We start from the raw sequence: 25,017 nt of genomic DNA on the forward strand, positions 1-25,017 counted from the left end.
AAATTAAGCAAACGTTTGCTTTTTATCTGGATAGCACGATTAGTTCTGGTATGATGCCCAGCATGTCTGAGCCTTCTGTCATTGCCATTTTCGACAGAACTCTGTAGTTGCTCGTCATCACCCATTTGATGACCTTACAAAGATAGGAATGTCTCCATGAGTCTCGCTGATCAAGTACTCGCCGTTAATGATGATCTCCCAATTCGTACTGACAAACCGGTACACAGTGGTAAAGTTCGTTCAGTATATTGGTTGACCGAAGAAGATAGCCGCCGATTAATCCAAGACAAAGGTTACGATGTCGCTCCGGATGCCCCACTGGCAATCATGGTAATTAGTGACCGTATTTCTGCATTTGACTGCATTTGGCGTGGTGAAGGTGGTTTGCAAGGCGTTCCTGGTAAAGGTGCGGCTCTCAATGCTATCTCTAATCACTGGTTCCAGCTTTTCAAAGACAATGGACTAGCAGATAGCCACATACTCGATATCCCTCACCCGTTTGTTTGGATCGTTCAAAAAGCGAAACCAATAATGATCGAAGCGATTTGCCGCCAGTATATTACGGGTTCAATGTGGCGAGCTTACGATAAAGGTGAGCGTGAATTTTGTGGTATTACCCTTCCTGAAGGCCTGGAAAAAGACAGCAAACTCGATTCTTTGTTAATGACACCATCCACGAAAGGCATCCTCAAAGGGATCCCCGGTGTACCAGAAGCTGATGATGTGAATATCACTCGTCAAAACATTAGCGACAACTTCGCTGCATTTAACTTCTCTTCTGTAAACGATATTGCTGTTTATGAGAACTTATTAGAGCAAGGCTTTAACGTGATCAGTGATGCGCTAGAAAAAGTTGACCAGACATTTGTCGATACTAAATTTGAGTTCGGCTACGTGAATGACGCACAAGGTAATGAAAAGCTTATCTATATGGATGAAGTAGGAACACCTGACTCTTCACGAATCTGGGATACCCAAAAATATCAACAAGGAGAAGTCGTCGAAAACTCGAAAGAGAGTTTCCGTCAATTCTTACTAAATCACTTCCCTGATCCCGATATTTTGTTGAACAAAGAGCGTATGCCCGAACGAGAAGCACTCGCACGCGACAATGAGCTACCTCTCGATGCTCTAATGCAAGTATCAAAAACCTATACGGGAATCGCTGAAAAGATTACAGGCAGAGCCATCACACTAAGTGAGAACCCTAAGCAAGAAATCATTGATGTATTACGTCGTGACTATGATTTGATTGCCGACGAATGGTAAGCCACCTGTCTAAGGGGTGTTAGCCATACAAATAGAAAAGGGAGCACTTGCTCCCTTTTTTAATTGGTTTAGTTAAAACAACTAGGACTTAAATCCGCCACAAACTGCTTCGATATCAAGATTGATTAGATCGAAATAAGAAAGTCATCCGCTTGTAAACGAACAATTTTAGCTTTTGTTTTTTCTTGAATAACGTCAATTTGCTCTGGCTCTAATGAGTAAGGCATCATTAGTTGTACCCTTTCGATGTTTTCATGGCGAGCGATCTTGATAAGAGTCACTAAGTTGGATTCGTCACTGCGACGAGACGAGAGACTCTTCATTGCCATGTCCCACAAGCGAGCATTTGGATCGCTGACATCCTTCGTAGCCTCATCCCACACAGTACTAAATATCGGTGCGATTGACGACAGTGCATCGACAAAGGTCCACTTTTGACTGCTCGACTCCCCAAGAAAACTGGTGTAATCGAATACTGCTTCAGTTATTTCACTTGATTGCATAACTTCTCCGATACTACAGACACAGAACCATTAAACTTACTATCAGTGACTTTAGCCAATATCGCAATAGGATAGATGAAAATCATCTCAACAGGGAATAACCCTTACATTGCGCTATATAAAAAGCGAAATGGCAACATAAAACAAACAATTACATTGCACTGAAACAATGTGTATACAACCTCGATAGCAATCACTTAATACATGTAAGAAGATACTGACGGCACTACTTTTCGTTACTAACGTAGATCGAGTAATCGGCTGGCTTTACGGTACTGCACTTTCCAGCCCTGCCATGCTGGTAACTCTTTGCGCTTTGGGTCACCCTTTCTCGATCCTGATTGGTAAACGACAAGCACTCTTTTTCCTGCAGGGTAATACTCCACATCGAGCCTTAATCCGCTCAAATTAATTTCTAGAGGATACTTTTCCGCGAACTCAGGGTATTCCCAGTCGGGGATACCCTCAAACACGAAGTCATCGCTTTCAAACAGATCAAGTTCTTGAAAATCAGAGATCTCAAGTTGTGACAATTGATGAGTAAACCAGGATTCAAAATTCGTATGTTCAATAGTGACATGGGTTTCAGAAAGTCCCATCTCAACATACATTTTCCAATGACTGATTTGCTGCTGTCTTTGTTTGGCAAAGCCCGGCATCACCACCCCAGATTGAACCGCCTCGATGATGGGTCTTAAGGCAAATTCCCCTTTGGCTTGGATCTGTTTCGTGGTGAGCGTACGACCAGCAAATTCAAGTCTCAACTCAGACAATACGCCTTCTTCGCCTGTGATTGTATCGCCCTGAATCCACTCTCCAAACTCGTGCTGTATCATCAGCGACAGTGGGATAGGCAACATGACGGTCGCTAGATTGAGTGTTTGTTTTACCCCACGTCCAGGCAGACTGTGAGTATCAAGGACCACTGCGGCTTCTTCTTTATCTGAAAAGCGTGTGTTGCGTGCAGGCAATACTTCAAAAGATCCATTTCCCAGCGCGTCTCGCCTCTTTTTACGACGCACAAAAACAAGCTCAGGATGGCTGGTCAGAATAGCGGTCAACCACTCTTGGCGCTTAAAACGAGATGCCACCTCTAGATTCGGCAATTTGAAGATATCTCGCATTTGAGCCGCTAACAATTGCGCTTCGTTGAGAGCTTGTTCGTCCACCGTTACCCCATCAAACACTTGCCCTCTTAACAATCGAATGAGCAGTTCGCCATCACATAAGTTGGGTTCTTGTTGATTCAGCCTCTCTACGCTTTCTGGATCACTGGATGGCTGAGCAATACGCCCTATTGTAGAAAGAGCCGCTGTTAAATCTACCATCGCTTCCATTAACGCTTTGTTTGGCATGCGAGTAATCAAATCTGCGTATAAGGTATCCACTGGCAGAGGATACAGTCTACGACCATGTTCTGTGATGCCATTAGCATCAAGCGCTCCGAGTTTCTCTAGTTGTTCAGAGGCTTGAAGCAGAGTTTTCTTTGGCAGTTCATCGATGAAGTCCAAAGATTCAAGGCTATGGCCGCACGTGGCGGCGGCAAGCATAGGCTCAACCAATGACTCTCGTTGCAACTCTGGCGGAGTCACATTTTCGAGTGCGGCGTGCTCTCCATACAATCGAACACATACCCCATGCATCACACGCCCTGCACGTCCACTGCGCTGTTTTGCACTCGCTTTTGAAATATGAGTCAGCATCAGCGTTGTCCGACCATTGCGCTGGATATTTCTGCGTTCTAGTCCCGAATCGACAACCACTTCAATATTGGGGATGGTTAACGAAGTTTCAGCGACATTGGTAGCGAGTACGATTTTGCGCCTTGACTGTACCTCCAGTGCGCACTGTCTTTCTTCATCACAGACACTGGCGTGCAAAGGCGCAATAATGACATCCGATGCAACGGGCATTTTCTTAAGGGCCGACCGCACCAAAGAGATTTCTTTCCGACCCGGCAAGAACACCAAAACATCACCTGTAGTCTCGATAAGAAGCAGTTCCACCTCTTTAGCCACTTTGTTTTCAAGCTGCCTAGCGTCAGGCAACTGGCGACTATCGGTACGTCGATACTCAATGTCCACGCCATAGTTGCGCCCGTGCGCCTCCATTCGGTGCCCATCAATGTAGTGACTTAATTTTTCGCCTTCAATGGTGGCTGACGTGACAATGATTCGATGCGTCTGCTCTGTGTTAAGCAATGCCACCAACAAGTCTGTGTCCCAGCGACGTTCATGAAATTCATCCACCATGACGATATCAAAATTCGCCAATTTGTTTTCCGCGTACCAGCGCAGCGCAATTCCCGGAGTCACAAAGACCACTCGGGAATCATCACTATATACGTTGTGCAATTTGATGGCATAGCCAATACGCTCACCTACTTTTTGCCCTTCACACTGCGCAAGATAAGTCGCAAGCGAAGTACAAGCGATACGTCTGGGTTCAACCACCAGCACACGGCCATGCTGTTTCGCCCACAAAGGTAATCTGGTGGATTTTCCTGAGCCAGTTTCGGCTTCTACCACTAAATGGCTAGATGAAATGATTTGATGAAATTCAGATTCAATAGAATCGATAGGAAGTGACGTCATTTAAAGGCTACTATTGGTTTTTTGATCCAGTATATACCGAAACAACAACCGCTTGCAGTGTGATTATTGGAACTTCGACTCCAAGTGTTTTAAACGCTCTACCAAAATTCTCAATCGCGATTTCCCTCAAAATGTGTTAATTTTGTTACTTAAACAGCCCAATCCAAAACTTTACCCACACAGGTAAGTCATGAACAACGATAAAAGACCCCTCTATATTCCATATGCTGGACCAGCATTGCTTAGTGCGCCACTGTTAAACAAAGGCAGTGCATTTACCGCATCTGAACGTATCTCCTTTAATTTAGAAGGCCTTCTTCCAGAAAATACAGAGACTATCCAAGAACAAGTCGATCGCGCCTATAAGCAATATTGTGGCTTCGAAAGTGACATGGATAAGCACATATACTTGCGTAATATTCAAGACACCAACGAAACACTATTTTATCGTTTGGTACAAAACCACATCAGCGAAATGATGCCTATCATTTATACTCCTACTGTGGGTGCTGCGTGTGAAAATTTCTCTAATATTTACCGTCGTGGTCGTGGTTTGTTTATCTCTTATCCAAACCGTGACCGAATCGATGACTTACTGAATAACGCTCGTAACCACAATGTAAAAGTCATTGTCGTGACAGACGGCGAGCGCATTCTCGGTCTCGGAGATCAGGGCATCGGGGGCATGGGTATCCCGATTGGTAAGCTCGCTCTCTATACTGCATGTGGTGGCATTAGCCCCGCCTACACCTTACCAATCGTACTTGATGTCGGCACCAATAACCCGCAACGCCTAGCAGATCCTATGTATATGGGTTGGCGTCACCCGCGTATTACAGGTGCAGAATACGAAGCGTTCGTCGAAGACTTTATCCAAGCGGTGCAGCGCCGCTGGCCAGATGCCTTAATTCAATTTGAGGATTTCGCTCAGAAAAACGCTATGCCGTTGCTTGAGCGATACAAAGATCGAATCTGTTGTTTTAATGATGATATCCAGGGAACCGCTGCGGTAACTGTGGGCTCCTTGCTAGCAGCATGTAAAGCGGCTGGCAATAAATTGTCTGAGCAACGCGTCACATTTCTAGGTGCCGGTTCAGCTGGGTGCGGTATTGCTGAAGCTATTATCGCGCAAATGGTTTCTGAAGGCATTTCTGATGAGCAGGCTCGTTCACAAGTGTACATGGTCGACCGTTGGGGTTTGCTCCAAGACGGTATGCAGAACCTTCTTGATTTCCAACAGCGTCTGGTTCAAAAAGACAGCAACACTGCTAGCTGGCAATCAGATAACTCTGGCTTCTCGCTATTGGATGTTGTTCGCAATGCTAAGCCGACGGTACTTATTGGCGTCTCTGGAGCTCCTGGTCTCTTTAGCAAAGAAGTCATTCAAGAAATGCATCAACACTGTGAGAAGCCGATCGTTTTCCCGTTGTCGAACCCCACTAGCCGAGTTGAAGCTACCCCAAATGACATCTTACGCTGGACCAATGGTCAGGCGTTGGTCGCAACAGGAAGCCCATTTGACCCTGTCGTTATCGATGGTCAAAAATACCCTATTGCACAATGCAACAACAGCTACATTTTCCCAGGCATTGGCCTCGGAGTGCTCGCTGTTCAAGCATCACGTGTCACCGATGAAATGTTAATGGAGTCAAGCCGAGCGCTTGCTGAGTGTTCTCCTTTGGCTAAAAACGGCACAGGCATGATACTGCCACCTTTAGAAGAGATTCACCTCGTGTCCAAACGTATTGCCTTTGCTGTCGCTAAGAAAGCGATTGAGCAAGGACATGCGCTAGAGATCACGGATGAAGCCCTTGAAGCCGCCATCGATCAGCACTTCTGGCAACCAGTGTATCGACGTTATAAGCGAACAGCGTTTTAATCTGAAGCAACATCACATAAAGGCTCTTGTTTACAAGAGCCTTTTTCTTGTCTAATGTGTTTTTGCAGTTAAGTATCGGTAACTCTTTATGTTTGAAATTTTTGCTCCTGGTGGTCAGTTCATCTCGAACTATCTAATTGAAATCTCAACGGCGCTCGTGGCCTGTTTGCTCGTGGTTATTGGCGCTGACGTAAACCGCCTTTTACGCAATTCATTACGAAATACTAACTTTTTTGTTCGCACGGTGTGCTTTATACTGCTTAATGCATTTGGATATGGACTGGTGATCATTAAGCTTACTCCATACCTGGCCAAACTCTTGGGTAAATCCGAACCCGGTCTGATGTTCAGTCTCGTGGTTCTCAGCTTTGTGAGTATAGGAATTTGGGCTCAAAGGAATCGACAGATTTAGTGACCTACTTAGGCAATAAAGTGCCATTTCGCTGGCGCATTCATATCCGGCTATTCAAACGAATTAGCCTTTCGATATTGCTTGCCTGTTTATTCGCAGGGCTGTTTGTTATCAGTATCGACCGTTGGGTGAGTTGGCAAGCACAAGACCGCATCGTCAGCACTGCCGACAATCTCGAAGAGTTTGAAGTGGCCGTAGTTTTGGGAACCAGTAAATATCTTGGCCGCACACTCAATGAGTATTACAGCCACCGTATAGAAGCGGCCATTGATTTGTTTAAGCAACAAAAAGTTTCTCATTTCTTGCTCAGCGGCGACAATGCCCATCGCTCTTATAACGAGCCTTGGACCATGAAGCGCGATCTGCTAAAAGCCGAAGTCCCTGAGGCGAATATCCATCTCGATTACGCTGGTTTTCGAACTTTAGACTCCATCGTTCGTGCCAAGAAGATCTTTGATACTGACGACTTTCTTATCATCACTCAAAAATTCCATTGCGAGCGCGCCCTGTTTATCGCCAATTACTATGACATCAACGCCCGTTGTCTTGCCGTCCCTGGCCCTGTTAAAAAAACGGGATTCTCTATTAGGTTAAGAGAAGTTTTTGCTAGAACCAAAGCGTTTTTGGATTTGTACATCATGAATACTCAGCCTAAGTTCTTAGGGCCGAAAGAGCCGATACTCAGCTCAACATCGCCCGAATAAGCCTTGTTTACTTTGCCGAATTATTTGCTGGCTGGGGCATAAACAACGCGCGATCTTTATTTTTCGAAATCCATCGTTTGGGGTTAAACCTCGAGCCTTGCCACAACACTATTCTCTCACCGATTAACAGTAGAACTGCCGTGAAGAGTTTTGGTAGACTGGCAGAAACAACATCATAAAAAGAGCAATACAATGTCACTTCTTGCAAAAGGAACGCTTTCGAAAATGAAAGCAAGTCTTGAAAACACGCTTCACTACCGTTTACCTGTGGGTGATGAAGAGGTCGATTTAGCCCCATATCTCGGTAAATCAATTTCACTCAAACATACGGGTAATATTTTTTGCAGCTCATGCGGAAAGAAGACCAAGAAAAGCTACTCACAAGGTCACTGCTTCGTGTGCATGCGCAAGTTGGCCAGTTGCGATATGTGCATCATGAAGCCAGAAACGTGCCATTATGAACAGGGAACCTGCCGTGAGCCACAATGGGGTGAAGACAATTGTATGGTCGATCACTTTGTGTATTTGTCGAACACATCCAGTCTAAAAGTTGGCATTACTCGCCACACACAGATCCCAACGCGTTGGATAGATCAAGGAGCGACTCAGGGCCTACCAATATTAAAGGTTAAGACAAGACATATCTCGGGATTGATCGAAATAGAGCTGGCGAAGCACATTGCCGACAAAACCAATTGGCGCACCTTGCTAAAGCAGGATGGAGAGCCGATAGAGTTGCAACAAAGGGCGAGTGAACTACTGCCTTTGGTTGAAGACAAAATTGCTGAAATCAAAGCTAAATATGGTGACGATGCCATCACCGTATTAAACGAAAATATCACGCAACTGAGTTATCCTGTTGATGCTTACCCAACCAAAATTGTATCGCATAACTTTGATAAAGAGCCTTTGGTCACTGGCACATTACAAGGCATTAAAGGCCAATACCTGATTTTCGATACCGGAGTGATCAACATTAGAAAGTTCACGTCATACGAAGTCGAAGTGTCCGACGAATAAAACCTTGCTCTCAGGCCTGGCGACTAATACGACCCGGCCTGAGAGTGGACTATGGTTACATCAGCTTTGCAAGGGCATCAAAGAAGCGATCAATTTCTTCAAACGTGTTGTAGTGCATAAAGCCAACACGCACCACTCCGCCCTCTTTTTCTATTCCTAACTGACGAACCAGTCCCAAAGCGTAAAAATGGCCATTCCAAACACAGATATTCTGCTCACCAAGCGATCGCGCAATCAGCTCTGGCTCAATACCCTTTATACGCAGAGCAAAAGTGGGCGTTCGCTTTAGAGAGCTAGGGTCATTTATGCCAAATAACGTGATGTCTGGGTATTCCTTTAACCTCAATAAAAAGTGCTCGCTGAGCCTAGCCTCATGCTCTGTGTATTGCTTGAAGCTCTCTATCAAACGTTGTCGTAAAGTCAGACTACGTTCTGCCCACTGAGCTAAATAATTGACTGTCTCGATGAATCCCGCTAGAGCCTCAAAGTTCTGAGTGCCCGTTTCAAAACGCCCTGGGCCAAGTTCGGTTGCAGGCTCCACTTTGTATGGCTGTAGACGCTGTAACCACTTAGGTGATACATACGCAATGCCCAAGTGAGGGCCAAAGAATTTATAGGCCGAACAGACCAGAAAATCACATCCAAGTTCTTGAACATCAATCAAATGGTGCGGCGCACAATGCACCGCATCCACGTAGACCATCGCATTGACTCTCTTAGCCAGCTCCACGACACGCTCGATATCAACCATAGAGCCTGTGGTGTTTGAAGCATAAGTAACAGCAATCAATTTGGTTTTATTTGAAATCAGGGTTTCTAGATGGTCGATGTCCAGAGTGCAATCATGCTCATCAAGCCGTACCTGGTGCACATTTACACCTTTATCATCCGCAGCTTGCTGCCAACTCGAAACGTTGGAGTAGTGATCGAGTGCAGTGACAATGACTTCATCGTCTTGCTGCCAATCTCTCGAAATAGAGCGGCTCAGTTGAAACGTCAAAGACGTCATATTCGCCCCAAATACAATATTGTGCTTTGATTCTGCGTTCAACAATGCCTGGGCACTGCAACGAGCCTTTTGCATTACATCAACGGTTTGCTGACTACTAAAATAATGACCACCCAAATTTGAATTATACCGTCCAAGATAGTGCCCCATTGCATCAATGACTTGTTTTGGCACTTGAGAGCCACCCGGCCCATCAAGAAAGGTTACCGGCATTTGATTATGAATTTGAGCCAGTGCATGAAACTGTTCTCTAACCTTCTCAGGAGTGAAGCGCATGGCTTGGCTCCTTTGCAGTCAGGACAAAAACATCCATGTGCCCAGCGCGATTTTTATTAATGCACCGGATAGGTTTGGCGTTATGCCATAGTTTATCATCGGCCAGCATTGCCACCTCACCATCTTCCAGCACTTTTCGAAAAAACGGCGCTTCGTTATTATTTCGATACAGCATAATTTCACCACCAACGATATTGCTTCTGTCGATCCCAACGAGGGCAATATGATTAAAGCCATCTTGATGAATACCTTCGGGTGCTACTTGCGTTTCATCAAAAACCGCCGAAATCCTCATTTGATGAATTTCAATTTCCTGATTGTTGGGCAATGAATTTGCCGAAGCGAACAGCTCGACTAACTCCCTCATGCCAGCGCTAGCAAGTGTGCTTTCTAGGATTGGTTCAAATTGCCTAACCACATTACCTTGAAAACGATTGATATCGTTTGTCTGCATAAACTTTTGCTTACCCAGCTGTTGTAACTTCCCATCAGAAAAACTGATCACGGAATAGCGTCTCAATCGATATTGCCCGTCTGCGTGCTGCGTCTTTGGTAGCGACTCAAAAGTCGGTGACAATTGCTCAATGGCGTGATGACTTAACTGAGTAAGATGCAAAGTGTTGCTATGAGAAGGTAACATTTTAAACTCCATTTAGCTGACGATTACGGTTAACAATAAATTAACATTCATTCAATAGTAACCCTGCTGCAAAATCAAGAATTATCAGCACAAAATATCACCCCAACAAATAAAACGACCTATAAAACCAAAAGGGAATTAAATAGCAGTCAATAAGTCTAATTTTTTGATTGGCAAGGTTGATAAACCAGCAGAAATAGCTAGGTGATATGGTTTTACGCTATTTTTCATAGTGATAACCCTTGTTCACCGGTTTTTTACAGAAATGACTCACTGCCACTAATTTACGTGAGGAAAAGCCCAATTTGCGGCGCTCTAACTATTGAAATTGGCCAACAAACCCCAATATAGGGAACATAATCAACAAAACACTTAACCTAAAGTGAGAGTAAAGATGGCCGCAACAAAACACTGTAAACTTCTAATCTTAGGATCGGGTCCTGCGGGTTACACCGCCGCAGTTTATGCAGCCAGAGCCAACCTCAATCCTGTGCTAGTGACTGGGATGCAACAAGGTGGCCAACTAACCACGACAACCGACGTTGAAAACTGGCCCGGCGATCCTGAAGGCTTAACCGGTCCGGCTTTAATGGAGCGCATGAAGGCTCACGCTGAGAACTTCGAAACCGAGATGATTTTTGACCATATCAATGAAGTTGATCTTAGCAGCAGACCGTTTAAACTCGTTGGCGATTCACAATCTTACACGGCCGATGCGTTAATCATCTCGACGGGCGCTTCTGCAAAATATCTGGGGCTTGAATCCGAAGAAGCCTTTAAAGGTCGCGGTGTATCAGCTTGTGCAACGTGCGATGGCTTCTTTTACAAGAATCAAAAAGTAGCCGTTGTCGGTGGCGGTAATACCGCAGTTGAAGAAGCACTTTATCTGTCTAATATTGCGTCTGAAGTGCACCTTATCCATCGCCGAGACAGCTTCCGAGCAGAGAAAATCCTCGTCAATCGCTTAATGGATAAAGTGCAAAGTGGCAATATCGTTCTGCATACCGACCGAACTTTAGACGAAGTCTTGGGCGATGATATGGGCGTGACGGGTGTTCGTATCAAAGATACTCAATCTGACAGTACAGAAACCATTGATGTGATGGGTGCCTTTATTGCCATTGGCCATCAACCAAATACGGCGATTTTTGAAGGACAGCTAGAGATGAACAATGGCTACATCATTGTTCAATCTGGCCTAGAAGGAAATGCTACTCAAACAAGCATTCCTGGCGTGTATGCCGCCGGTGATGTTATGGATCATAATTACCGACAGGCTATCACTTCAGCGGGCACTGGTTGTATGGCTGCACTTGATGCTGAAAAGTATCTAGATTCACTTGAAGACTAATAGCCACGTTATCTGATAAACCTTAAAACCCAGGGGTATTTCCACTGGGTTTTGTTGTGTATAGTCCACAAGATTCTCCATCAAGGGAATTGGGTATATAATGCCAACCCTTATAACAATAACGACCAACCATAAGCCTTCTACATGGATAAGAAAAAACAACGAAGCTTGAATCAATGGCTCAAGGAACAGAGTAAGCTTGCCAAACAGTGGCTACTTATTGCTATTGGCCTTGGTGTACTTTCAAGCTTTTTCCTTTTAGCGCAAGCGGCTCTCATCGCCACAATTTTGCACCAACTTATTATCGAAAACGTTGAGAAGCAAACTCTGGTACCACACTTTGCCGGGCTTGCGTGTGCTGTACTAGGACGTGCAGGCTGCGCCTGGGGACGTGAGATAGCGGGATTCAAATGCGGAGAGCAGATTCGTTGCTATATTCGAGAACTGGTCTTAGAAAAGCTCCGCACTCTAGGTCCTGCCTATATCAAAGGAAAACCGGCAGGCACATGGGCAACGCTTGTTTTAGAGCAAGTTGAGGATATGCAGGACTTTTTTGCCCGATATCTACCTCAAATGTCTCTTGCCGTTGTTGTTCCTGTGATCATTTTGATCGTTGTTTTCCCTATCAACTGGGCGGCAGGCTTAATTTTCTTGATTACAGCTCCATTGGTTCCCCTTTTTATGGCACTGGTAGGAATGAAAGCGGCCGACGCTAACCGCAAGAACTTCAAAGCACTGCAGAGATTATCGGGGCACTTCTACGACCGTCTGCAGTCAATGACAACAATACGCCTATTTAATCGTGCAAGTGCAGAAACCGAAGTGCTTCACGGCGCATCTGAAGTGTTTCGTAAGCGCACTATGGATGTCCTAAGACTTGCCTTTTTGTCTTCTGCTGTGCTCGAATTCTTCACATCAATCTCTATCGCCATCACCGCGGTTTATTTTGGGTTTAGCTTTATTGGGGAGCTTAACTTTGGACACTACGGTGTTGGCATAACGCTATTTACTGGCTTGTTTATCCTGATTTTGGCTCCAGAGTTTTATCAACCCCTGCGTGACCTTGGCACTTTTTACCACGCTAAGGCGCAAGCGGTGGGCGCGGCTGAAAGTATCGTTGACTTTCTCGAGATAGAAACCAAACAGACGTCAAACGGTTCACGTCCTTTACCCAGTCAAGAGCATATACATATTCAAGCGAATGATTTGGAAATATTCAGCCCTGAAGGCACTAAGTTGGCAGGGCCACTTAACTTTGAACTTTCTGCTGGTGAGACAACGGCTCTTGTCGGCCCTAGTGGCGCAGGTAAGACAAGCCTGGTGAATGCCATACTCGGTTTTATGCCCTATCAGGGGCAGCTACTCATCAATGGCATTGAGCTAAACGAATTGGACAATACGACGTGGCGTCAAGTGATAAGTTGGGTAGGACAAAATCCACTCTTACTTCACGGGACGATACGTGACAATGTCACACTGGGTAAGCACGACATTGACGACCATGCAGTCAACCGTGTTCTTGACCAAGCGTACGCCAGTGAGTTTGTCGATGAGCATGGACTCAACTACCCTATTTCCGACCGTTCTGGTGGCTTGTCAGTCGGACAAGCACAGCGAATCGCGCTCGCAAGGGCCATGTTACAAAACGGACAGTTTTGGTTACTTGATGAGCCAACGGCCAGCCTTGATGCAAAGAGCGAAAAACTGGTCAATACCGGTATCGAGAAATTCGCAGCGAGCAAGACCACGTTGATGGTTACTCACCAGTTGGCCTACCTTAAGAACGTCGATTCAATCCTTGTGATGGATAAAGGAGATATTGTCCAAAGTGGCAACTATCAAACATTGAGCCAAACATCAGGAACCTTCAAAGACATGCTTTCTAGCAACCTAGACCAACTTGAAAAGTACAAAGGAGATCTCGATGCGTGAGTTACTTCCTTATATCAAACTTTATAAGAAACATTGGTTTGGCCTATCCCTTGGCATGCTACTTTCGTTTGCGACTTTATTTGCTTCAATTGGATTACTGACCCTTTCCGGTTGGTTTATCTCAGCCGCCGCAGTAGCAGGCTTAACCATCGCGAGAGAAACCTTTAACTACATGCTACCCGGTGGTGGCGTACGCGGTTTTGCAATGGGTCGCACAGCTGGTCGTTGGGGTGAACGCGTTGTTAGCCACAACGCTACCTTTAAGCTGCTCACCGATCTGCGTATTTTCTTTTTTAAGAAACTAACGCCGCTTATCCCAGGAAAAGCGGTCAATATCCGTGATGCAGACATGCTCAACCGTCTCGTTGCCGACGTTGATGCGATGGATCACGTCTATCTAAGACTGATTAGCCCCATCGTTGTAGGTACGCTTGGCATTGTTTGCCTTACCGCTTTTCTTTGTTGGGTGGATATGACTTTAGGCCTTGTGCTAGGGGGTTTACTACTAACATTGCTACTCATTTGGCCCGTCGTTTTCTATAAGTTGGGCAAACGAAATGGCGAAGCACTAACTCGCAACAAAGCAGACTTAAGAGTATCAACTCTCGACTGGCTACAAGGTTACAGCGAACTTACGCTCTTTGGCGCAGAGCAGCGTTATAGAGACGCTATCTTAAAGGCGCAGCATAGACTGATTAGCAATCAACGATTCAACGCCAATATCAGCGGAATGGCTCAGGGACTGCTTATTCTCATCAATGGCTGGATATTGGTATTAATGCTCTGGTTAGCGGCAGACGGCGTAGGAGGTCAACAACCGGATCCTATGATTGCCTTAGTCGCTTTTGCCACTATGGCTAGCTTTGAGCTGTTAATGCCCATCGCCGGAGCCTTTCAATTCCTTGGTCAAACATTAACGTCTGCAAAACGTCTCAACGAAGTCATTTTGTCAAAACCACAAGTGTGCTTCCCAGAGGAGGATGTTGCTCATAACAATCAATTCAGTATTGAGTTTGATAACGTGAGCTTTGGCTACCCAGATGGCTCTCGCAATGCACTTAGCACTATTAACCTATCACTAGAGTCCGGGAAAAAACTGGCAATTGTGGGACAAACAGGTTCGGGTAAATCAACCATAATCCAGTTACTTTCTCGCTATTGGAATGTGTCTGGCGGTAGCATTAAGTTAGCGGGCCAGCCAATTGAACACTGGAGTGAAGCTCAACTTAGAAAGGCCACCAGCATTGTCAGTCAGCGGGTCGACATACTCAACGGCACTTTGCGTGATAACCTAATTATGGCTAAACCAAAGGCTTTGGATTCAGAGTTAAGACTGGTTTTGCAAAAGGTCGGTCTAGAGGCTCTGTCTGATGATAACGGACTGGACGCCTGGCTAGGAAGTGGCGGTCGTCAGTTATCCGGTGGCGAAAAGCGCCGTATTGGCATTGCCCGTGCTCTGCTCCATGACGCGCCAATATTATTGCTCGATGAACCTACCGAAGGCCTTGATAAGCAAACAGAGCGACAAATTATGTCTCTCTTTAATGAGCACTTTTCCGGCAAAACGGTCATATTTATCACGCATCGATTGGTCGACTTGGACAAGATGGATCTGATTTGTCTACTTGAGCAAGGAGAAATCGTAGAAAGTGGCCCTCACGAGCAACTCGTTAAAGCAAAAGGGCGCTATTGCGAACTGTTGCAAACACTCTAGTAAGCTCTACAACCTCTACACAAAAACACCCGCATTCGCGGGTGTTTTTTTATGAAGTGGAAAATATACCGTCACACTTTAAGCGTACTGCGTTTCAAATTCTTTCATAAAGTCCACTAAAGCCTGCACACCTTCTAATGGCATAGCATTGTATATCGAGGCTCTTATTCCCCCAACTGCGCGGTGGCCTTTAAGCGCAACCAAACCACGTTGCTCCGCCAGTTCAAGAAACTGTCCATCAAGTTCAGGTTTTGCTAACTGGAACGGGACGTTCATAATCGAGCGGTTATTATTGGCAACCGTGTTTTTGTAGAAAGGAGAGCTATCAATGCAGTTATACAATAGAGCGGCTTTTTCTCGATTCACTTTTTCAATAGCTTTAACACCGCCCTGCTCTTTTAGCCATTTAAACACCAGCCCAGAGAGATACCATGCGAATGTCGGTGGTGTGTTGTACATCGACTCTTTCTCGGCAAGTGTCTTATAACTTAAGATACTTGGAGTTGCATCACTGGCCCGCTCGAGCAAATCATCACGAACAATGGCAATGCTAATTCCAGCCGGGCCGATATTTTTTTGAGCACCCGCATAAATAACGCCAAACTTCGATACGTCAATTTCACGAGATAAAATCGTTGATGACATATCAGCGACGATGGGTTTATCAGTCTCTGGTAAGTCATTAATTTCGATGCCATCAATCGTCTCATTCGGGCAAAAGTGCACGTACGCTGCATCGTCGTCAATTTTCCATTCACTGGCTGGGACGATGGCGACTTTACCTTCAGACTCGACCTTTGCATCGAACACTACTGGCTCACAGTATTTTTGGGCCTCTTGAACCGCACTTTCGGCCCAGTAGCCACCATTGATATAACAAGCCTTGCTTTTACCCGCAAGTAAGTTTAGAGGTACCGCGGAAAACTGCGCTCGTGCGCCACCCTGACAAAACAAAACTTTATAGTTACTTGGTATATTCAGTAAATCTCTAAGATCTTGTTCAGCATCCTGAGCAACTTTGATGAATGACTTACTGCGGTGACTGATTTCCATAACGGACGTACCCAAGTTATTCCAATCAACAAACTCAGATTGTGCTTTTTCCATTACCGCTTTCGGTAAACCCGCGGGACCGGCACTAAAATTAAATACGCTCTTTGAAATCGGCTCCATGACCTTGATGCTCCTGCAAAAACTTGAAATAGAAGTAAGCAGTCAGTAATACCATTTTTTTCACTGGAGCAAAAGAAAGAAAAGAGGCCATCGGCCTCTTTTCTTTATTAAACGTCGAAATCTATGCTTGGCACAAAAACAAACGCTCAGCGCAAGTTAGTAACCCGCAGAGCCTGACATCATCAAAGGTAGAAACAATGCTGCAATTGGCACCTTCTGGCCATTTTCAAACACTAATTCGCCGCCTTCTATGTTCGCTTTAAGCTGATATCCGGTGTCGTTTTGCTTCACCATCTCCATCACCATTAATTCATCCACACCTTGCTTAAGCGGTGGGTACAAATTAACGATACCATCAGATACTTGGGTATCTAAGTGTCCCTGAAGTGCGGGTAGAACAACGCTCGGATCACGAGAAACATTATTTGTGCCTTCTGGTATTTCAAGTAGCCAATTGCTCTTAAACTGACCTTCGTCCAGACGGAAATTCATGTTGTTCATTTCAACTTGAAATCCCCGCGCGAACAAAGTTTCAATTAAGGGTGCTATTTCTGTGATATCAGCTTGACCAAGAGATGGATTGCGTTGATACAAATCGACCAAACCGCTAAAGGCGGTACTGTCTAAGCTCTTTAGAGCAAAATCCAAAGAAAATTCAGTCATATTGCCATTGATTGAAGTCACCTGTGCAACATCAACTAAGTGCTGAGTATCGATACGATCTCGTTCACTGTCCTGACTCGAAACAAATTTGTACGAAGCGTTGTCCATTGCAAACACGCTATCAAGTTGCGTATCGTCAACGTTAAATTTCTTCATAGAAAGCGATTGCTCACCTAGCCAAAAGCCTCCTTCTTTTTGACCGTCCCCTGACGCGCTTAATTCCGAAATCATAAGTTTTTCACCGGATTCGAAATCAAGCTGCAGCGAGGGCAACTTCGCTTCAAAAGTCACCTGCCCCAACACTGTCGCGGTTCCAGAAAGACTTGCAGGTGACAAAGACATTGTCACCTGATCACCCTGACTGGTTTGTTCTGACTGATAACTCCAACTTTGTAAATTGGCTTGATAGTCGGTATTGCCATTTAGCTGTGTCACCGTATCAACGGTCAATGGGAAAGTGGGGAAATTAACGATCGTTGAGTGTGCCGAAAGACTTAACAAGCCATGAGATATGTTGCTTTGAACCACCAATTCAGTGGGTATTCCATCAATATCCAGCTGCTCTTTAAGTTCAGGATCGGCAACAAAGTAGCGTGTTTCAACTGTTGAAGATAAATAACCTCTTTTATAAGAAACGATTTCAGCTGTCACACCTTCATTACTAAGCTGGGCGATACCATCTTCGATGACGCGCTCACCAATGTGCCCAACCGCAAGAGGCCAACATAAAACAAGTGTGATAGCGCCGCCAATAGCGCCTATTTTCTTAAACTGATGCATATGATTCGCATATTCTGTGAAGTGTATTTCATTCAGTCTAACTCAACTTGATTAGATCTCCAATCTCATACCTACTTCTCATAACCCTATGCTTTTTATTGTTATATTAATCTAGACTAACCATTTTGGAATCCACATCAATATAGGGTTAAATATCGACATGACTCTTCACAATCGGTACGCGGTGTTATGCCTCGATAACGATTTATGCAATTTGGATAAACTCGATACCGAACTGTCTACATTTCAAACAAAATTCGATATTCATTTGGCGACCTCAGTAGAGGAAGGTCATGATGTTCTCAACCATATTGGGTTGAAAAGCCAAGAAGTCGCTCTTGTTATTGCTCGTCATTCAATGCAGTTTGACGGCGGTGACTTTCTTATTCAGCTAGAAAAATCCCCTCATACTCAATCGGCACGTAAAGTCCTTGTGACCAAAACAGATTCAGAGGATATTCACGCAATCTTGGCTGCCATTAACGAAGGCCGCCTAGATCACTGTTTGACAATCCCTCTCAACGAACAAGAACTGCATAAAACCGTGGTTAAGGAACTCACGACCTTTGTCATCAGTGTCGAACCGAACGAAATATTACGATACAGTGGTATCCTTGATCAGCAGCGTATCCTTCGCGCCCACATCGATCATAAAATGCACAGCTACCGTGCCAGTTTTATCCATGATTTCCATGATTTATCAGATTCAGATTTAGCTGAACGGGTAATTGGTGCTCTACATGACTTCTTTGGTCAAGAAGATGAAACCAGAGCCGTTCGAAGCTATTCAGCAGAACATTTACTCACCGTTGAAGGGCAAGAGAATCAGTTTTTGTGGTTTATCACAGAGGGTCAAGTAGCGCTCTATAAAAAGGATGACTTGGGGCAACAACGTGAAGTTGTCCGCCATAGCAAAGGCAACATCATCGGCGGAATGTCGTTCGTCACCGGTGAGAGTTCATTTTCCACGGCCATGACCTTAACTCACACTGAGGTCATTAAGCTCGACCGCGACGTATTTACTCAGGTCATGCATTCCAACACTGAGCTATTGCCGTTGTTTACCAATCTGTTGTTACGTCATTTCAACCGTAGACTACAACGCAGTATTAATACAAAAATCGAACTTCAGAAGACATTAGAATCTCTAGAATCAGCACACCAGCAACTTATTGAAAGGGAAAAAATGGCCATGTTAGGCCAGTTGGTTGCCGGTGTCGCTCATGAGCTCAACAATCCAATAGCGGCCATTTTAAGGGGTGCTGAAACGCTAACAGACAGAATCGACGAGATCATTGCCATTGGTACAGCAACCACCCCGACGTACGAACTAGGTTCACAGATCTTAGCGCAGGCTAAACAGGCTCAACCGCTGTCCACCTCTGAACTCAGAAGTCGTTCTAAGCAGCTTCAAGAAACGGTAAATGATCGAAGAATCGCAAAAAGGCTCGTATCTTTAAACCTGCAACAGAACACGCAACTTGTCGAGAAGGCTCTCCAGCAACCAGAGCAACTGGCCAAAGAACTCCGGGAACTCGAAAGTTTCCAACTTACCGGTGCAACGCTCAGATCCATTCAGGTCTGTGCTCAGCGTATTGCTGATATGGTAAGGAGCTTGAAGGGTTACGCGCGCCAAGACAATGAGTCGTACCAATACGTCAATGTCCATGATGGTATTGAAGATACGCTGGTGATCTTTGAAAATAAACTCAAACGGCATAAGGTCGTTAAGGAATATGGGCAATTACCTGACATATTCTGCTTACCGATTGCACTACAGCAGGTTTGGACAAATATCATCGCTAACGCTGTCGATGCTCTTCCAGAGCAAGGCACATTAACGCTTTGTAGTGAACAACAAGAGAAAGATGGGGTTATGTATGGCGTATTTCGCTTTACTGATAATGGATGCGGTATTCCAGTAGAGCAACAAAACTCTATATTTGAGCTGAACTTTACGACCAAGAAAGAAGGCAATTTTGGCCTTGGAATAGGGCTTTCTGTGTGCCAACAAATCCTGGCACAACATAATGGCTGGATTGAGGTCACTTCAGAGCCAAAAAAATTTACCACCATGTCTGTGTGGTTACCTATAAATCAATAAGTGGCAATACAACAACTAACAAGGAGTCATCTTATGAGTAACTATTTAATCTTGTGTGTCGATGATGAAAGAGAAGTACTCGATAGTGTATTGCAAGATTTATCTGATTTTGAAGATCACTTTATCGTTGAGGGCGCGGAATCCGCCGAGGAAGCAAAAAAAGTAATAGAAGACTATCAAAATGAAGGGACAAACCTTGCTCTTATTCTTTGTGATCACATCATGCCTAATCAAACTGGAGTGAGTTTCTTAATTGAGCTCAATGATGATGATAAGTATAAGTCAGTGCGTAAGGTACTATTAACGGGTCAGGCTGGTCATGACGACACTATCGAAGCGGTTAATCACTCTAGTTTGGATTTTTACATCGCCAAGCCATGGAGTGGTAAACAGTTGCGCCAAGTCGTCACACAACAACTAACAGAATATATGATTGCCAACGAGAAAAATCTCGCCCCCTGGGCAACAGTGCTTGATACCGAAAAAATATTCAATGCGCTTTCTGCCAATAGAATGTCATTCGGTGAATAGTGTTATATGTTAATAAGTAGTTAGCACTGACCGATTACTGTATGAAATTGTAATTTTTTGGGAAATTGAGCAAATAGTCGTGATTTTTATTGGTGAACAGTACGTGAATTGGATTATCATGTGCACCAATACGTTAGCGCCATAAGCACAAGCACTGCATAATTATTGGCAAGGAAATTAACAAACATAAAAAGGTTTATTGAAACTATGCGCAAAACTCTTATAGCCGCAGCTATCTTGCTATCATCTCATTCAGCATTCGCCGAGCAGACACAAAATCAAGCCACCATGAGTAACTTTAGTTACGATTATGCTGAAGCTCGTATTGGCGGTAGCCCAATGACTTTTGGTGCAGCTATGAGCAAATCGATTCATCCAAATGCTCACGTTGTGGGTAGTATCGACTCTAAATTTAAAGGCGATTACGACATTTCAGGCGGCTTAGGCTTTCATGCTCCAGTGAACAACTGGGCTGACTTCACTGGTGAAATGCTCGCACATGTCTTTGACAGCGGTGATCACCATAAAACTAAAGCAGGTATGGAAATCAATTTAGGTGTGCGCCAATGGCTTGGTCCACAGTTGGAAATCGGTGGTAAAGCTGGCTATCTCAATATCGAAGATTTCGATCGATGGATGGGTTCTATCTATGGTCGTTTCCATTCAACAGAGCTGTTTTCTCTTGGTTTAGAAGGTCGTATTAACCACATTTACGGTGACCAATTAATGTTCACCGCTCGTTTCAAGTTCTGATCGCGTTAATCTCATCCTAATATTGGAGAGGTCAAAAGCAAAAAGGTCGAGTTTACACTCGACCTTTTTTAATAAATGAACCAACACTCTTAATTGTCGATACTAGCGCATACTTCTAACAACTGCTTTTTCACAGGTTCTTGAATTAATTCCCAATGAACACCACTGATAGCTCCAGCAAACTTCCACAATAGTTTAACATCAACATCTTTTCCGTACGTACGTTTTACGCGCTGAAATACCTTAGCAGCACCTAACTCAATAAAGCAATTTACATCCTCTACACCTGATTTTTTCACCATGCGCTCAAGAGTTAATTGCATGTTCGGTAGATCGCGTAACCGTCTACTCGACGGTGACTTCTTAACACTGCGTTGAGATACTGAGTTTTCTATCGATAATTTTACCAACGGGGTAAGCTTATCGCGACGTTCCAAAAACAACTGAGTCACATCGTAATAATTGACCGTTGCTGTTGATTGCTTTTTAATGTGGCGAAATTTTTGACACTCTAAAGACTTCAGAATCTCATCCAATTCACCACCGCCCCGAATAAACACACTTTCGTTGCTTATCAGAGCATACATTGCGTTGTGTTTAAAAAGCCCGGTACCGCCAAACATTGAGCGGGTTTGAGATTCACCAAATTGCATCGTATAGTCGTAAAAAGATTGTTCTATCATTTCCTTGATCCTTAATCTTGTTACCCCGATTAAAGTGATCACCAGAAAAGCAGCAGATTTTAATAACAATTATGTTATTTGCGATAAAGTTATGTTTATATAATAAGCAGTCGAACCATTACTTATTGTTTATATATTTTGTAAACATCATAGTTCACCTTGAAAATTAAGTCTGTGTAAAGGTCACATTACTGTCAAATTAAGGCGAATCATATGAGATAATGCTCACATAACATGCATTCCGAGAAGACAATTGAAGTGGAACAACAAGGCTGTGTGATTTTTTCTATAGTCAAATAATTGACCAGTCGCTAATTTTTTGTCGCTGTGGTTATTGTCAATTGCTCGTATGCAAAGGTACACTAGGTCTATCAACTCTTTGGCGTAGTAGCATGAACCACTTATCCTTTTATTGGCTTCCTGAAAATGAAAAACTATTTATCGAAAGCCTAGAAACAGAGTTTGCAGAACTCGTTGAGCAATCTATTAGCACCGGTAAGATCACTCTACCGCCGATTCCTGAGGTCGTACTCAAAATACAAAGGCTTTGCACACTAGAAGACACCTCCGTTGCCGATGTGGCTGATTGCTTAGTTGAAGACCCAGGTTTGGCTGCTATTGTTATCCGTGTAGCCAACTCTGTTGTGTTTAACAGACGCAATATAACGTGCAATGAATTAACCACTGCCGTTTCTCGTTTAGGCATTGTCCGCGTCAGAGATATTGTAACCGCCCAATCAATAGAGCTTTTAAAAAACTCTGTTAACTTGACTCCTGAGTGTCAAGAAGTACTGGTAAAAAGCGCCGCTGTCTCAAAAGAGCTCGCAGCGACAATGGTTATGGTGGTAAAAGGCTTTCATGAAGTAGCACCAGATACATACAAACACCTTGAAGTTGAAAAGGCGTTACTGGTCGGTCTACTAGCCGATATTGGATTATTCTGCTTAGTAAACGAGTACCACCTGTACTTAGACAAAGGCAATTATTTGCAACCAGATCTGGCCATGCAAATTTTCCACTCACGCTGCCCTGTGACCAGTAAACAAGTTCTCAAGACATGGGGGTTTGACAGTAATTTTATTGAAGTTGCTTCTAACAAAGAAACCTCATCGGAACGCCCTGAAGTGTCTTACTTGGATATTGCTCGAGTTGCCAACCACCTACTTCTCTTTCGTCGCGATGATTACGAGGCACTTGAAGAACATGATGTTGAAATCAATACTGACGGCGCACAGGTGTTGTATGCACTTAGCAACTTAAGTGACGACGAGTTTAAGGCAAGAACTCAAGACGTCATTAGTTCAACGGGTTTATCATAACGATAGCAATAAACCAAAAATAATTAAGGGGCTGATGGCTCTTTAATTATTTGCCATTTCTCGTATCTCTATTAGGCGATTAAGCTCTTCTCTAATACCAATTGCATCCAAGCTTGTTTTTATAACAAAACCAATAGAGAATGACCGTCCTACACCTCACTCGCGAATTCAGGATGACACTAAGCTATGTTTTCAGGGATGCTCTTTATATTCTCTCCACTGGTAATAGGCTACCTATTTTCCATCGAAAATAAACTTTTACTCGAACGTCTAAACAAAACGACATCTTGGCTAATATTAGTCATTCTATCTTTGATGGGCCTTAGTCTCGCAGCTTTAGACAATTTTGGCTCCAATTTACAAACGATTCTAACGATGACAGTCACTTTCTTCATTGTGATTGGCCTTTGCAATCTCGCATTCTTGCCGTTGATTGATCGGGTTATGCCTTTAGAAACAGAAAGCCGCCATAGTAAACTGCCTATTTCTAGCATGGCTCTAGAGTCTCTAAAGCTGATCCTAGTGGTGGGCGCCGGTCTTTTCGCAGGATTAATGCTGCCGATTGGCCTTTCTTGGGTAGAAACCGCCAGTGAGTGGATTTTAATATTGTTGCTATTTTTTATCGGAATCCAACTAAGAAATAGTGGGTTGACGTTAAAGCAGATCATCGTTAACAAGCAGGGAATTATGATTGCATCAGTAATTGTATCGAGCTCCCTGCTTGGGGGAGCACTGTCTGCCATTTTTTTAGGCCTGCCCATTTTCCAGGGGCTGGCAATGGCTTCAGGATTTGGCTGGTATTCTCTAGCGGGGATACTAATGGGAGATGCCTTTGGACCCGTTTTCGGTGGCGCCTCCTTTATGATAGAACTGCTTCGAGAGCTTGTAGCACTGGTCTTTATTCCACTGTTCATTCGTTCTAGGCCATGTACCGCGATTGGTTACGCAGGTGCAACTGCAATGGACTTCACACTTCCTGTAATACAAAGTACTGGAGGCGTAAGGTGTGTCCCTGTAGCTATTGTAAGTGGCTTCATATTGAGTATTCTCGTACCTGTCTTAATGCTTTTCTTCGTCTCGCTTGCAGGTTAGTTTATCTGACGAATTCTAATTAACAGTTATAATCACTAAAAATCCGTCTGAAACGGAAAATACACCCAAGAAAGGAATATTCATATGAACAAGTTGCTTCTAGCGACGACTTTACTCGTTAGCTCATTTTCAACGGTTGCAGCTGACCAACAGTGCTTTTCCGATAAATACGAAGCCTATGTAGATGCATCGGTACAGTGGTATCAAGATCTTGTTGTTCTTACTAGCAAGCAATATCCAAACTTAGAAGAAGTCGGAAACTGGTTCTTAGACGGTAGAAAAAACCACTTCGAATTGAACCGACAGGCTGTGAACTACTATCTGGAAAACGACCCCACAAAAATAGCAACAGAACGCTCAGTTGAAAGCTGGTTGATGCTTGAACAAGCTGACATCCGTGCGTTAGCACAAAGAGACGATGAACTAGGTAAAGCCGCGCAAGCCACATACCAAGACCGTCAATCAACCCCTCATACTCAGAATTATGATTTAAGAAGCGCTTTTGCTGATCTTCTAAGCCATCCTAAGAAAATTGATGCCGCATTAAACAAGTACAACTCGTCGATAAAACTGGTCGAAAAAATGGATTGCCAGTAGCCAAGCACTGCCCTTCGCA

General features: G+C 44.2%; 21 protein-coding genes. 14 read left to right on the forward strand and 7 right to left on the reverse strand.

Annotated elements, in window-relative coordinates:
- Positions 1–156: 156 nt before the first annotated feature.
- Entirely contained in the window at positions 157–1,269 is a 1,113-nt protein-coding gene (locus LNL84_RS11305; protein WP_244357356.1) for a phosphoribosylaminoimidazolesuccinocarboxamide synthase, read from the forward strand.
- 125 nt (positions 1,270–1,394) lie between these two features.
- On the opposite strand, the gene LNL84_RS11310 is transcribed toward LNL84_RS11305, so the two are convergent.
- Positions 1,395–1,772: a transporter gene (locus LNL84_RS11310; RefSeq protein WP_244357357.1), complete on the reverse strand. Its 378-nt coding sequence runs from the start codon at positions 1,770–1,772 to the stop codon at positions 1,395–1,397.
- A gap of 239 nt (positions 1,773–2,011) precedes the next feature.
- A complete protein-coding gene (locus LNL84_RS11315; protein WP_244357358.1) occupies positions 2,012–4,366 on the reverse strand; it encodes a helicase-related protein in 2,355 nt (784 codons plus the stop codon).
- 190 nt (positions 4,367–4,556) lie between these two features.
- Between LNL84_RS11315 and LNL84_RS11320 the strand changes: the two genes are divergently transcribed.
- From LNL84_RS11320 to LNL84_RS11335, 4 genes are all read left to right on the forward strand, one after another.
- A complete protein-coding gene (locus LNL84_RS11320; RefSeq protein WP_244357359.1) occupies positions 4,557–6,245 on the forward strand; it encodes an NAD-dependent malic enzyme in 1,689 nt (562 codons plus the stop codon).
- Positions 6,246–6,333: 88 nt separating this feature from the next.
- The gene (locus tag LNL84_RS11325; protein ID WP_244357360.1) at positions 6,334–6,657 is read left to right on the forward strand and encodes a DUF3392 domain-containing protein; all 324 of its coding nucleotides are present in this window, start codon (positions 6,334–6,336) and stop codon (positions 6,655–6,657) included.
- On the forward strand, positions 6,630–7,361 hold the full coding sequence (locus LNL84_RS11330) for a SanA/YdcF family protein (protein WP_425244304.1): 732 nt from the start codon (positions 6,630–6,632) through the stop codon (positions 7,359–7,361). Before LNL84_RS11325 ends, LNL84_RS11330 begins: the two co-directional genes overlap by 28 nt.
- Positions 7,362–7,553: 192 nt before the next feature.
- Complete coding sequence (locus LNL84_RS11335) at positions 7,554–8,381, forward strand: DUF2797 domain-containing protein (RefSeq protein WP_244357361.1); 828 nt, start codon at positions 7,554–7,556, stop codon at positions 8,379–8,381.
- A 55-nt stretch (positions 8,382–8,436) separates the two neighbouring features.
- Here LNL84_RS11335 and LNL84_RS11340 read toward each other — a convergent pair whose 3' ends face one another.
- Positions 8,437–9,666, reverse strand: a complete 1,230-nt coding sequence (locus tag LNL84_RS11340) for a cysteine desulfurase-like protein (RefSeq protein WP_244357362.1) — start codon at positions 9,664–9,666, stop codon at positions 8,437–8,439.
- Positions 9,650–10,306 (reverse strand): 2OG-Fe dioxygenase family protein, encoded by a 657-nt coding sequence (locus LNL84_RS11345; RefSeq protein ID WP_244357363.1) that lies wholly within the window; start codon positions 10,304–10,306, stop codon positions 9,650–9,652. Before LNL84_RS11345 ends, LNL84_RS11340 begins: the two co-directional genes overlap by 17 nt.
- Positions 10,307–10,700: 394 nt before the next feature.
- On the opposite strand from LNL84_RS11345, the gene trxB reads away from it, so the two are divergent.
- The 3 genes from trxB (at position 10,701) to cydC (ending at position 15,303) form a co-directional block, all read left to right on the forward strand.
- Positions 10,701–11,657, forward strand: coding sequence for a thioredoxin-disulfide reductase (trxB, locus tag LNL84_RS11350; RefSeq protein ID WP_244357364.1), 957 nt, complete (start codon positions 10,701–10,703; stop codon positions 11,655–11,657).
- A 144-nt stretch (positions 11,658–11,801) separates the two neighbouring features.
- On the forward strand, positions 11,802–13,589 hold the full coding sequence (gene cydD / locus LNL84_RS11355; protein ID WP_244357365.1) for a heme ABC transporter permease/ATP-binding protein CydD: 1,788 nt from the start codon (positions 11,802–11,804) through the stop codon (positions 13,587–13,589).
- Positions 13,582–15,303: a heme ABC transporter ATP-binding protein/permease CydC gene (cydC, locus tag LNL84_RS11360; protein WP_244357366.1), complete on the forward strand. Its 1,722-nt coding sequence runs from the start codon at positions 13,582–13,584 to the stop codon at positions 15,301–15,303. Before cydD ends, cydC begins: the two co-directional genes overlap by 8 nt.
- A gap of 78 nt (positions 15,304–15,381) precedes the next feature.
- Here cydC and serC read toward each other — a convergent pair whose 3' ends face one another.
- Together serC and LNL84_RS11370 are read right to left on the reverse strand one after the other, a co-directional pair.
- Positions 15,382–16,476, reverse strand: coding sequence for a 3-phosphoserine/phosphohydroxythreonine transaminase (serC, locus tag LNL84_RS11365; RefSeq protein ID WP_244357367.1), 1,095 nt, complete (start codon positions 16,474–16,476; stop codon positions 15,382–15,384).
- Between the two features lie 156 nt (positions 16,477–16,632).
- A complete protein-coding gene (locus tag LNL84_RS11370; protein ID WP_244357368.1) occupies positions 16,633–17,919 on the reverse strand; it encodes a DUF945 family protein in 1,287 nt (428 codons plus the stop codon).
- Positions 17,920–18,079: 160 nt separating this feature from the next.
- Here LNL84_RS11370 and LNL84_RS11375 point away from each other — a divergent pair, with 160 nt between their 5' ends.
- From LNL84_RS11375 to LNL84_RS11385, 3 genes are all read left to right on the forward strand, one after another.
- Complete coding sequence (locus LNL84_RS11375) at positions 18,080–20,023, forward strand: ATP-binding protein (protein ID WP_244357369.1); 1,944 nt, start codon at positions 18,080–18,082, stop codon at positions 20,021–20,023.
- Positions 20,024–20,056: 33 nt separating this feature from the next.
- Positions 20,057–20,554, forward strand: coding sequence for a response regulator (locus LNL84_RS11380; RefSeq protein WP_244357370.1), 498 nt, complete (start codon positions 20,057–20,059; stop codon positions 20,552–20,554).
- Positions 20,555–20,761: 207 nt separating this feature from the next.
- Positions 20,762–21,307 (forward strand): hypothetical protein, encoded by a 546-nt coding sequence (locus tag LNL84_RS11385; RefSeq protein ID WP_244357371.1) that lies wholly within the window; start codon positions 20,762–20,764, stop codon positions 21,305–21,307.
- 89 nt (positions 21,308–21,396) lie between these two features.
- Here the strand turns inward: LNL84_RS11385 and LNL84_RS11390 are convergent, their stop codons facing one another.
- Positions 21,397–21,990 carry a TfoX/Sxy family DNA transformation protein gene (locus LNL84_RS11390; RefSeq protein ID WP_244357373.1) on the reverse strand — a complete coding sequence of 198 codons (594 nt, stop codon included), beginning with the start codon at positions 21,988–21,990 and terminating at the stop codon, positions 21,397–21,399.
- Positions 21,991–22,382: 392 nt separating this feature from the next.
- Between LNL84_RS11390 and LNL84_RS11395 the strand changes: the two genes are divergently transcribed.
- The 3 genes from LNL84_RS11395 (at position 22,383) to LNL84_RS11405 (ending at position 24,998) form a co-directional block, all read left to right on the forward strand.
- Positions 22,383–23,309, forward strand: coding sequence for an HDOD domain-containing protein (locus LNL84_RS11395; RefSeq protein ID WP_244357375.1), 927 nt, complete (start codon positions 22,383–22,385; stop codon positions 23,307–23,309).
- 186 nt (positions 23,310–23,495) lie between these two features.
- The gene (locus LNL84_RS11400; RefSeq protein ID WP_244357377.1) at positions 23,496–24,401 is read left to right on the forward strand and encodes a LysO family transporter; all 906 of its coding nucleotides are present in this window, start codon (positions 23,496–23,498) and stop codon (positions 24,399–24,401) included.
- 84 nt (positions 24,402–24,485) lie between these two features.
- The gene (locus tag LNL84_RS11405) at positions 24,486–24,998 is read left to right on the forward strand and encodes a hypothetical protein (RefSeq protein WP_244357379.1); all 513 of its coding nucleotides are present in this window, start codon (positions 24,486–24,488) and stop codon (positions 24,996–24,998) included.
- Positions 24,999–25,017: the final 19 nt, after the last annotated feature.

This window comes from Vibrio gelatinilyticus (assembly GCF_022836845.1).
Lineage (GTDB): Bacteria > Pseudomonadota > Gammaproteobacteria > Enterobacterales > Vibrionaceae > Vibrio > Vibrio gelatinilyticus.

Bases quoted from the DNA above. Each gene is read 5' to 3' on its own strand.
- LNL84_RS11375 (WP_244357369.1), top strand. From the start codon at position 18,080: ATGACTCTTCACAATCGGTACGCGGTGTTATGCCTCGATAACGATTTA.
- LNL84_RS11320 (WP_244357359.1), top strand. From the start codon at position 4,557: ATGAACAACGATAAAAGACCCCTCTATATTCCATATGCTGGACCAGCA.
- LNL84_RS11380 (WP_244357370.1), top strand. From the start codon at position 20,057: ATGAGTAACTATTTAATCTTGTGTGTCGATGATGAAAGAGAAGTACTC.
- LNL84_RS11385 (WP_244357371.1), top strand. From the start codon at position 20,762: ATGCGCAAAACTCTTATAGCCGCAGCTATCTTGCTATCATCTCATTCA.
- LNL84_RS11405 (WP_244357379.1), top strand. From the start codon at position 24,486: ATGAACAAGTTGCTTCTAGCGACGACTTTACTCGTTAGCTCATTTTCA.
- trxB (WP_244357364.1), top strand. From the start codon at position 10,701: ATGGCCGCAACAAAACACTGTAAACTTCTAATCTTAGGATCGGGTCCT.
- cydD (WP_244357365.1), top strand. From the start codon at position 11,802: ATGGATAAGAAAAAACAACGAAGCTTGAATCAATGGCTCAAGGAACAG.
- cydC (WP_244357366.1), top strand. From the start codon at position 13,582: ATGCGTGAGTTACTTCCTTATATCAAACTTTATAAGAAACATTGGTTT.
- serC (WP_244357367.1), bottom strand. From the start codon at position 16,476: ATGGAGCCGATTTCAAAGAGCGTATTTAATTTTAGTGCCGGTCCCGCG.
- LNL84_RS11310 (WP_244357357.1), bottom strand. From the start codon at position 1,772: ATGCAATCAAGTGAAATAACTGAAGCAGTATTCGATTACACCAGTTTT.
- LNL84_RS11345 (WP_244357363.1), bottom strand. From the start codon at position 10,306: ATGTTACCTTCTCATAGCAACACTTTGCATCTTACTCAGTTAAGTCAT.
- LNL84_RS11340 (WP_244357362.1), bottom strand. From the start codon at position 9,666: ATGCGCTTCACTCCTGAGAAGGTTAGAGAACAGTTTCATGCACTGGCT.
- LNL84_RS11400 (WP_244357377.1), top strand. From the start codon at position 23,496: ATGTTTTCAGGGATGCTCTTTATATTCTCTCCACTGGTAATAGGCTAC.
- LNL84_RS11305 (WP_244357356.1), top strand. From the start codon at position 157: ATGAGTCTCGCTGATCAAGTACTCGCCGTTAATGATGATCTCCCAATT.
- LNL84_RS11390 (WP_244357373.1), bottom strand. From the start codon at position 21,990: ATGATAGAACAATCTTTTTACGACTATACGATGCAATTTGGTGAATCT.
- LNL84_RS11370 (WP_244357368.1), bottom strand. From the start codon at position 17,919: ATGCATCAGTTTAAGAAAATAGGCGCTATTGGCGGCGCTATCACACTT.
- LNL84_RS11335 (WP_244357361.1), top strand. From the start codon at position 7,554: ATGTCACTTCTTGCAAAAGGAACGCTTTCGAAAATGAAAGCAAGTCTT.
- LNL84_RS11315 (WP_244357358.1), bottom strand. From the start codon at position 4,366: ATGACGTCACTTCCTATCGATTCTATTGAATCTGAATTTCATCAAATC.
- LNL84_RS11395 (WP_244357375.1), top strand. From the start codon at position 22,383: ATGAACCACTTATCCTTTTATTGGCTTCCTGAAAATGAAAAACTATTT.
- LNL84_RS11325 (WP_244357360.1), top strand. From the start codon at position 6,334: ATGTTTGAAATTTTTGCTCCTGGTGGTCAGTTCATCTCGAACTATCTA.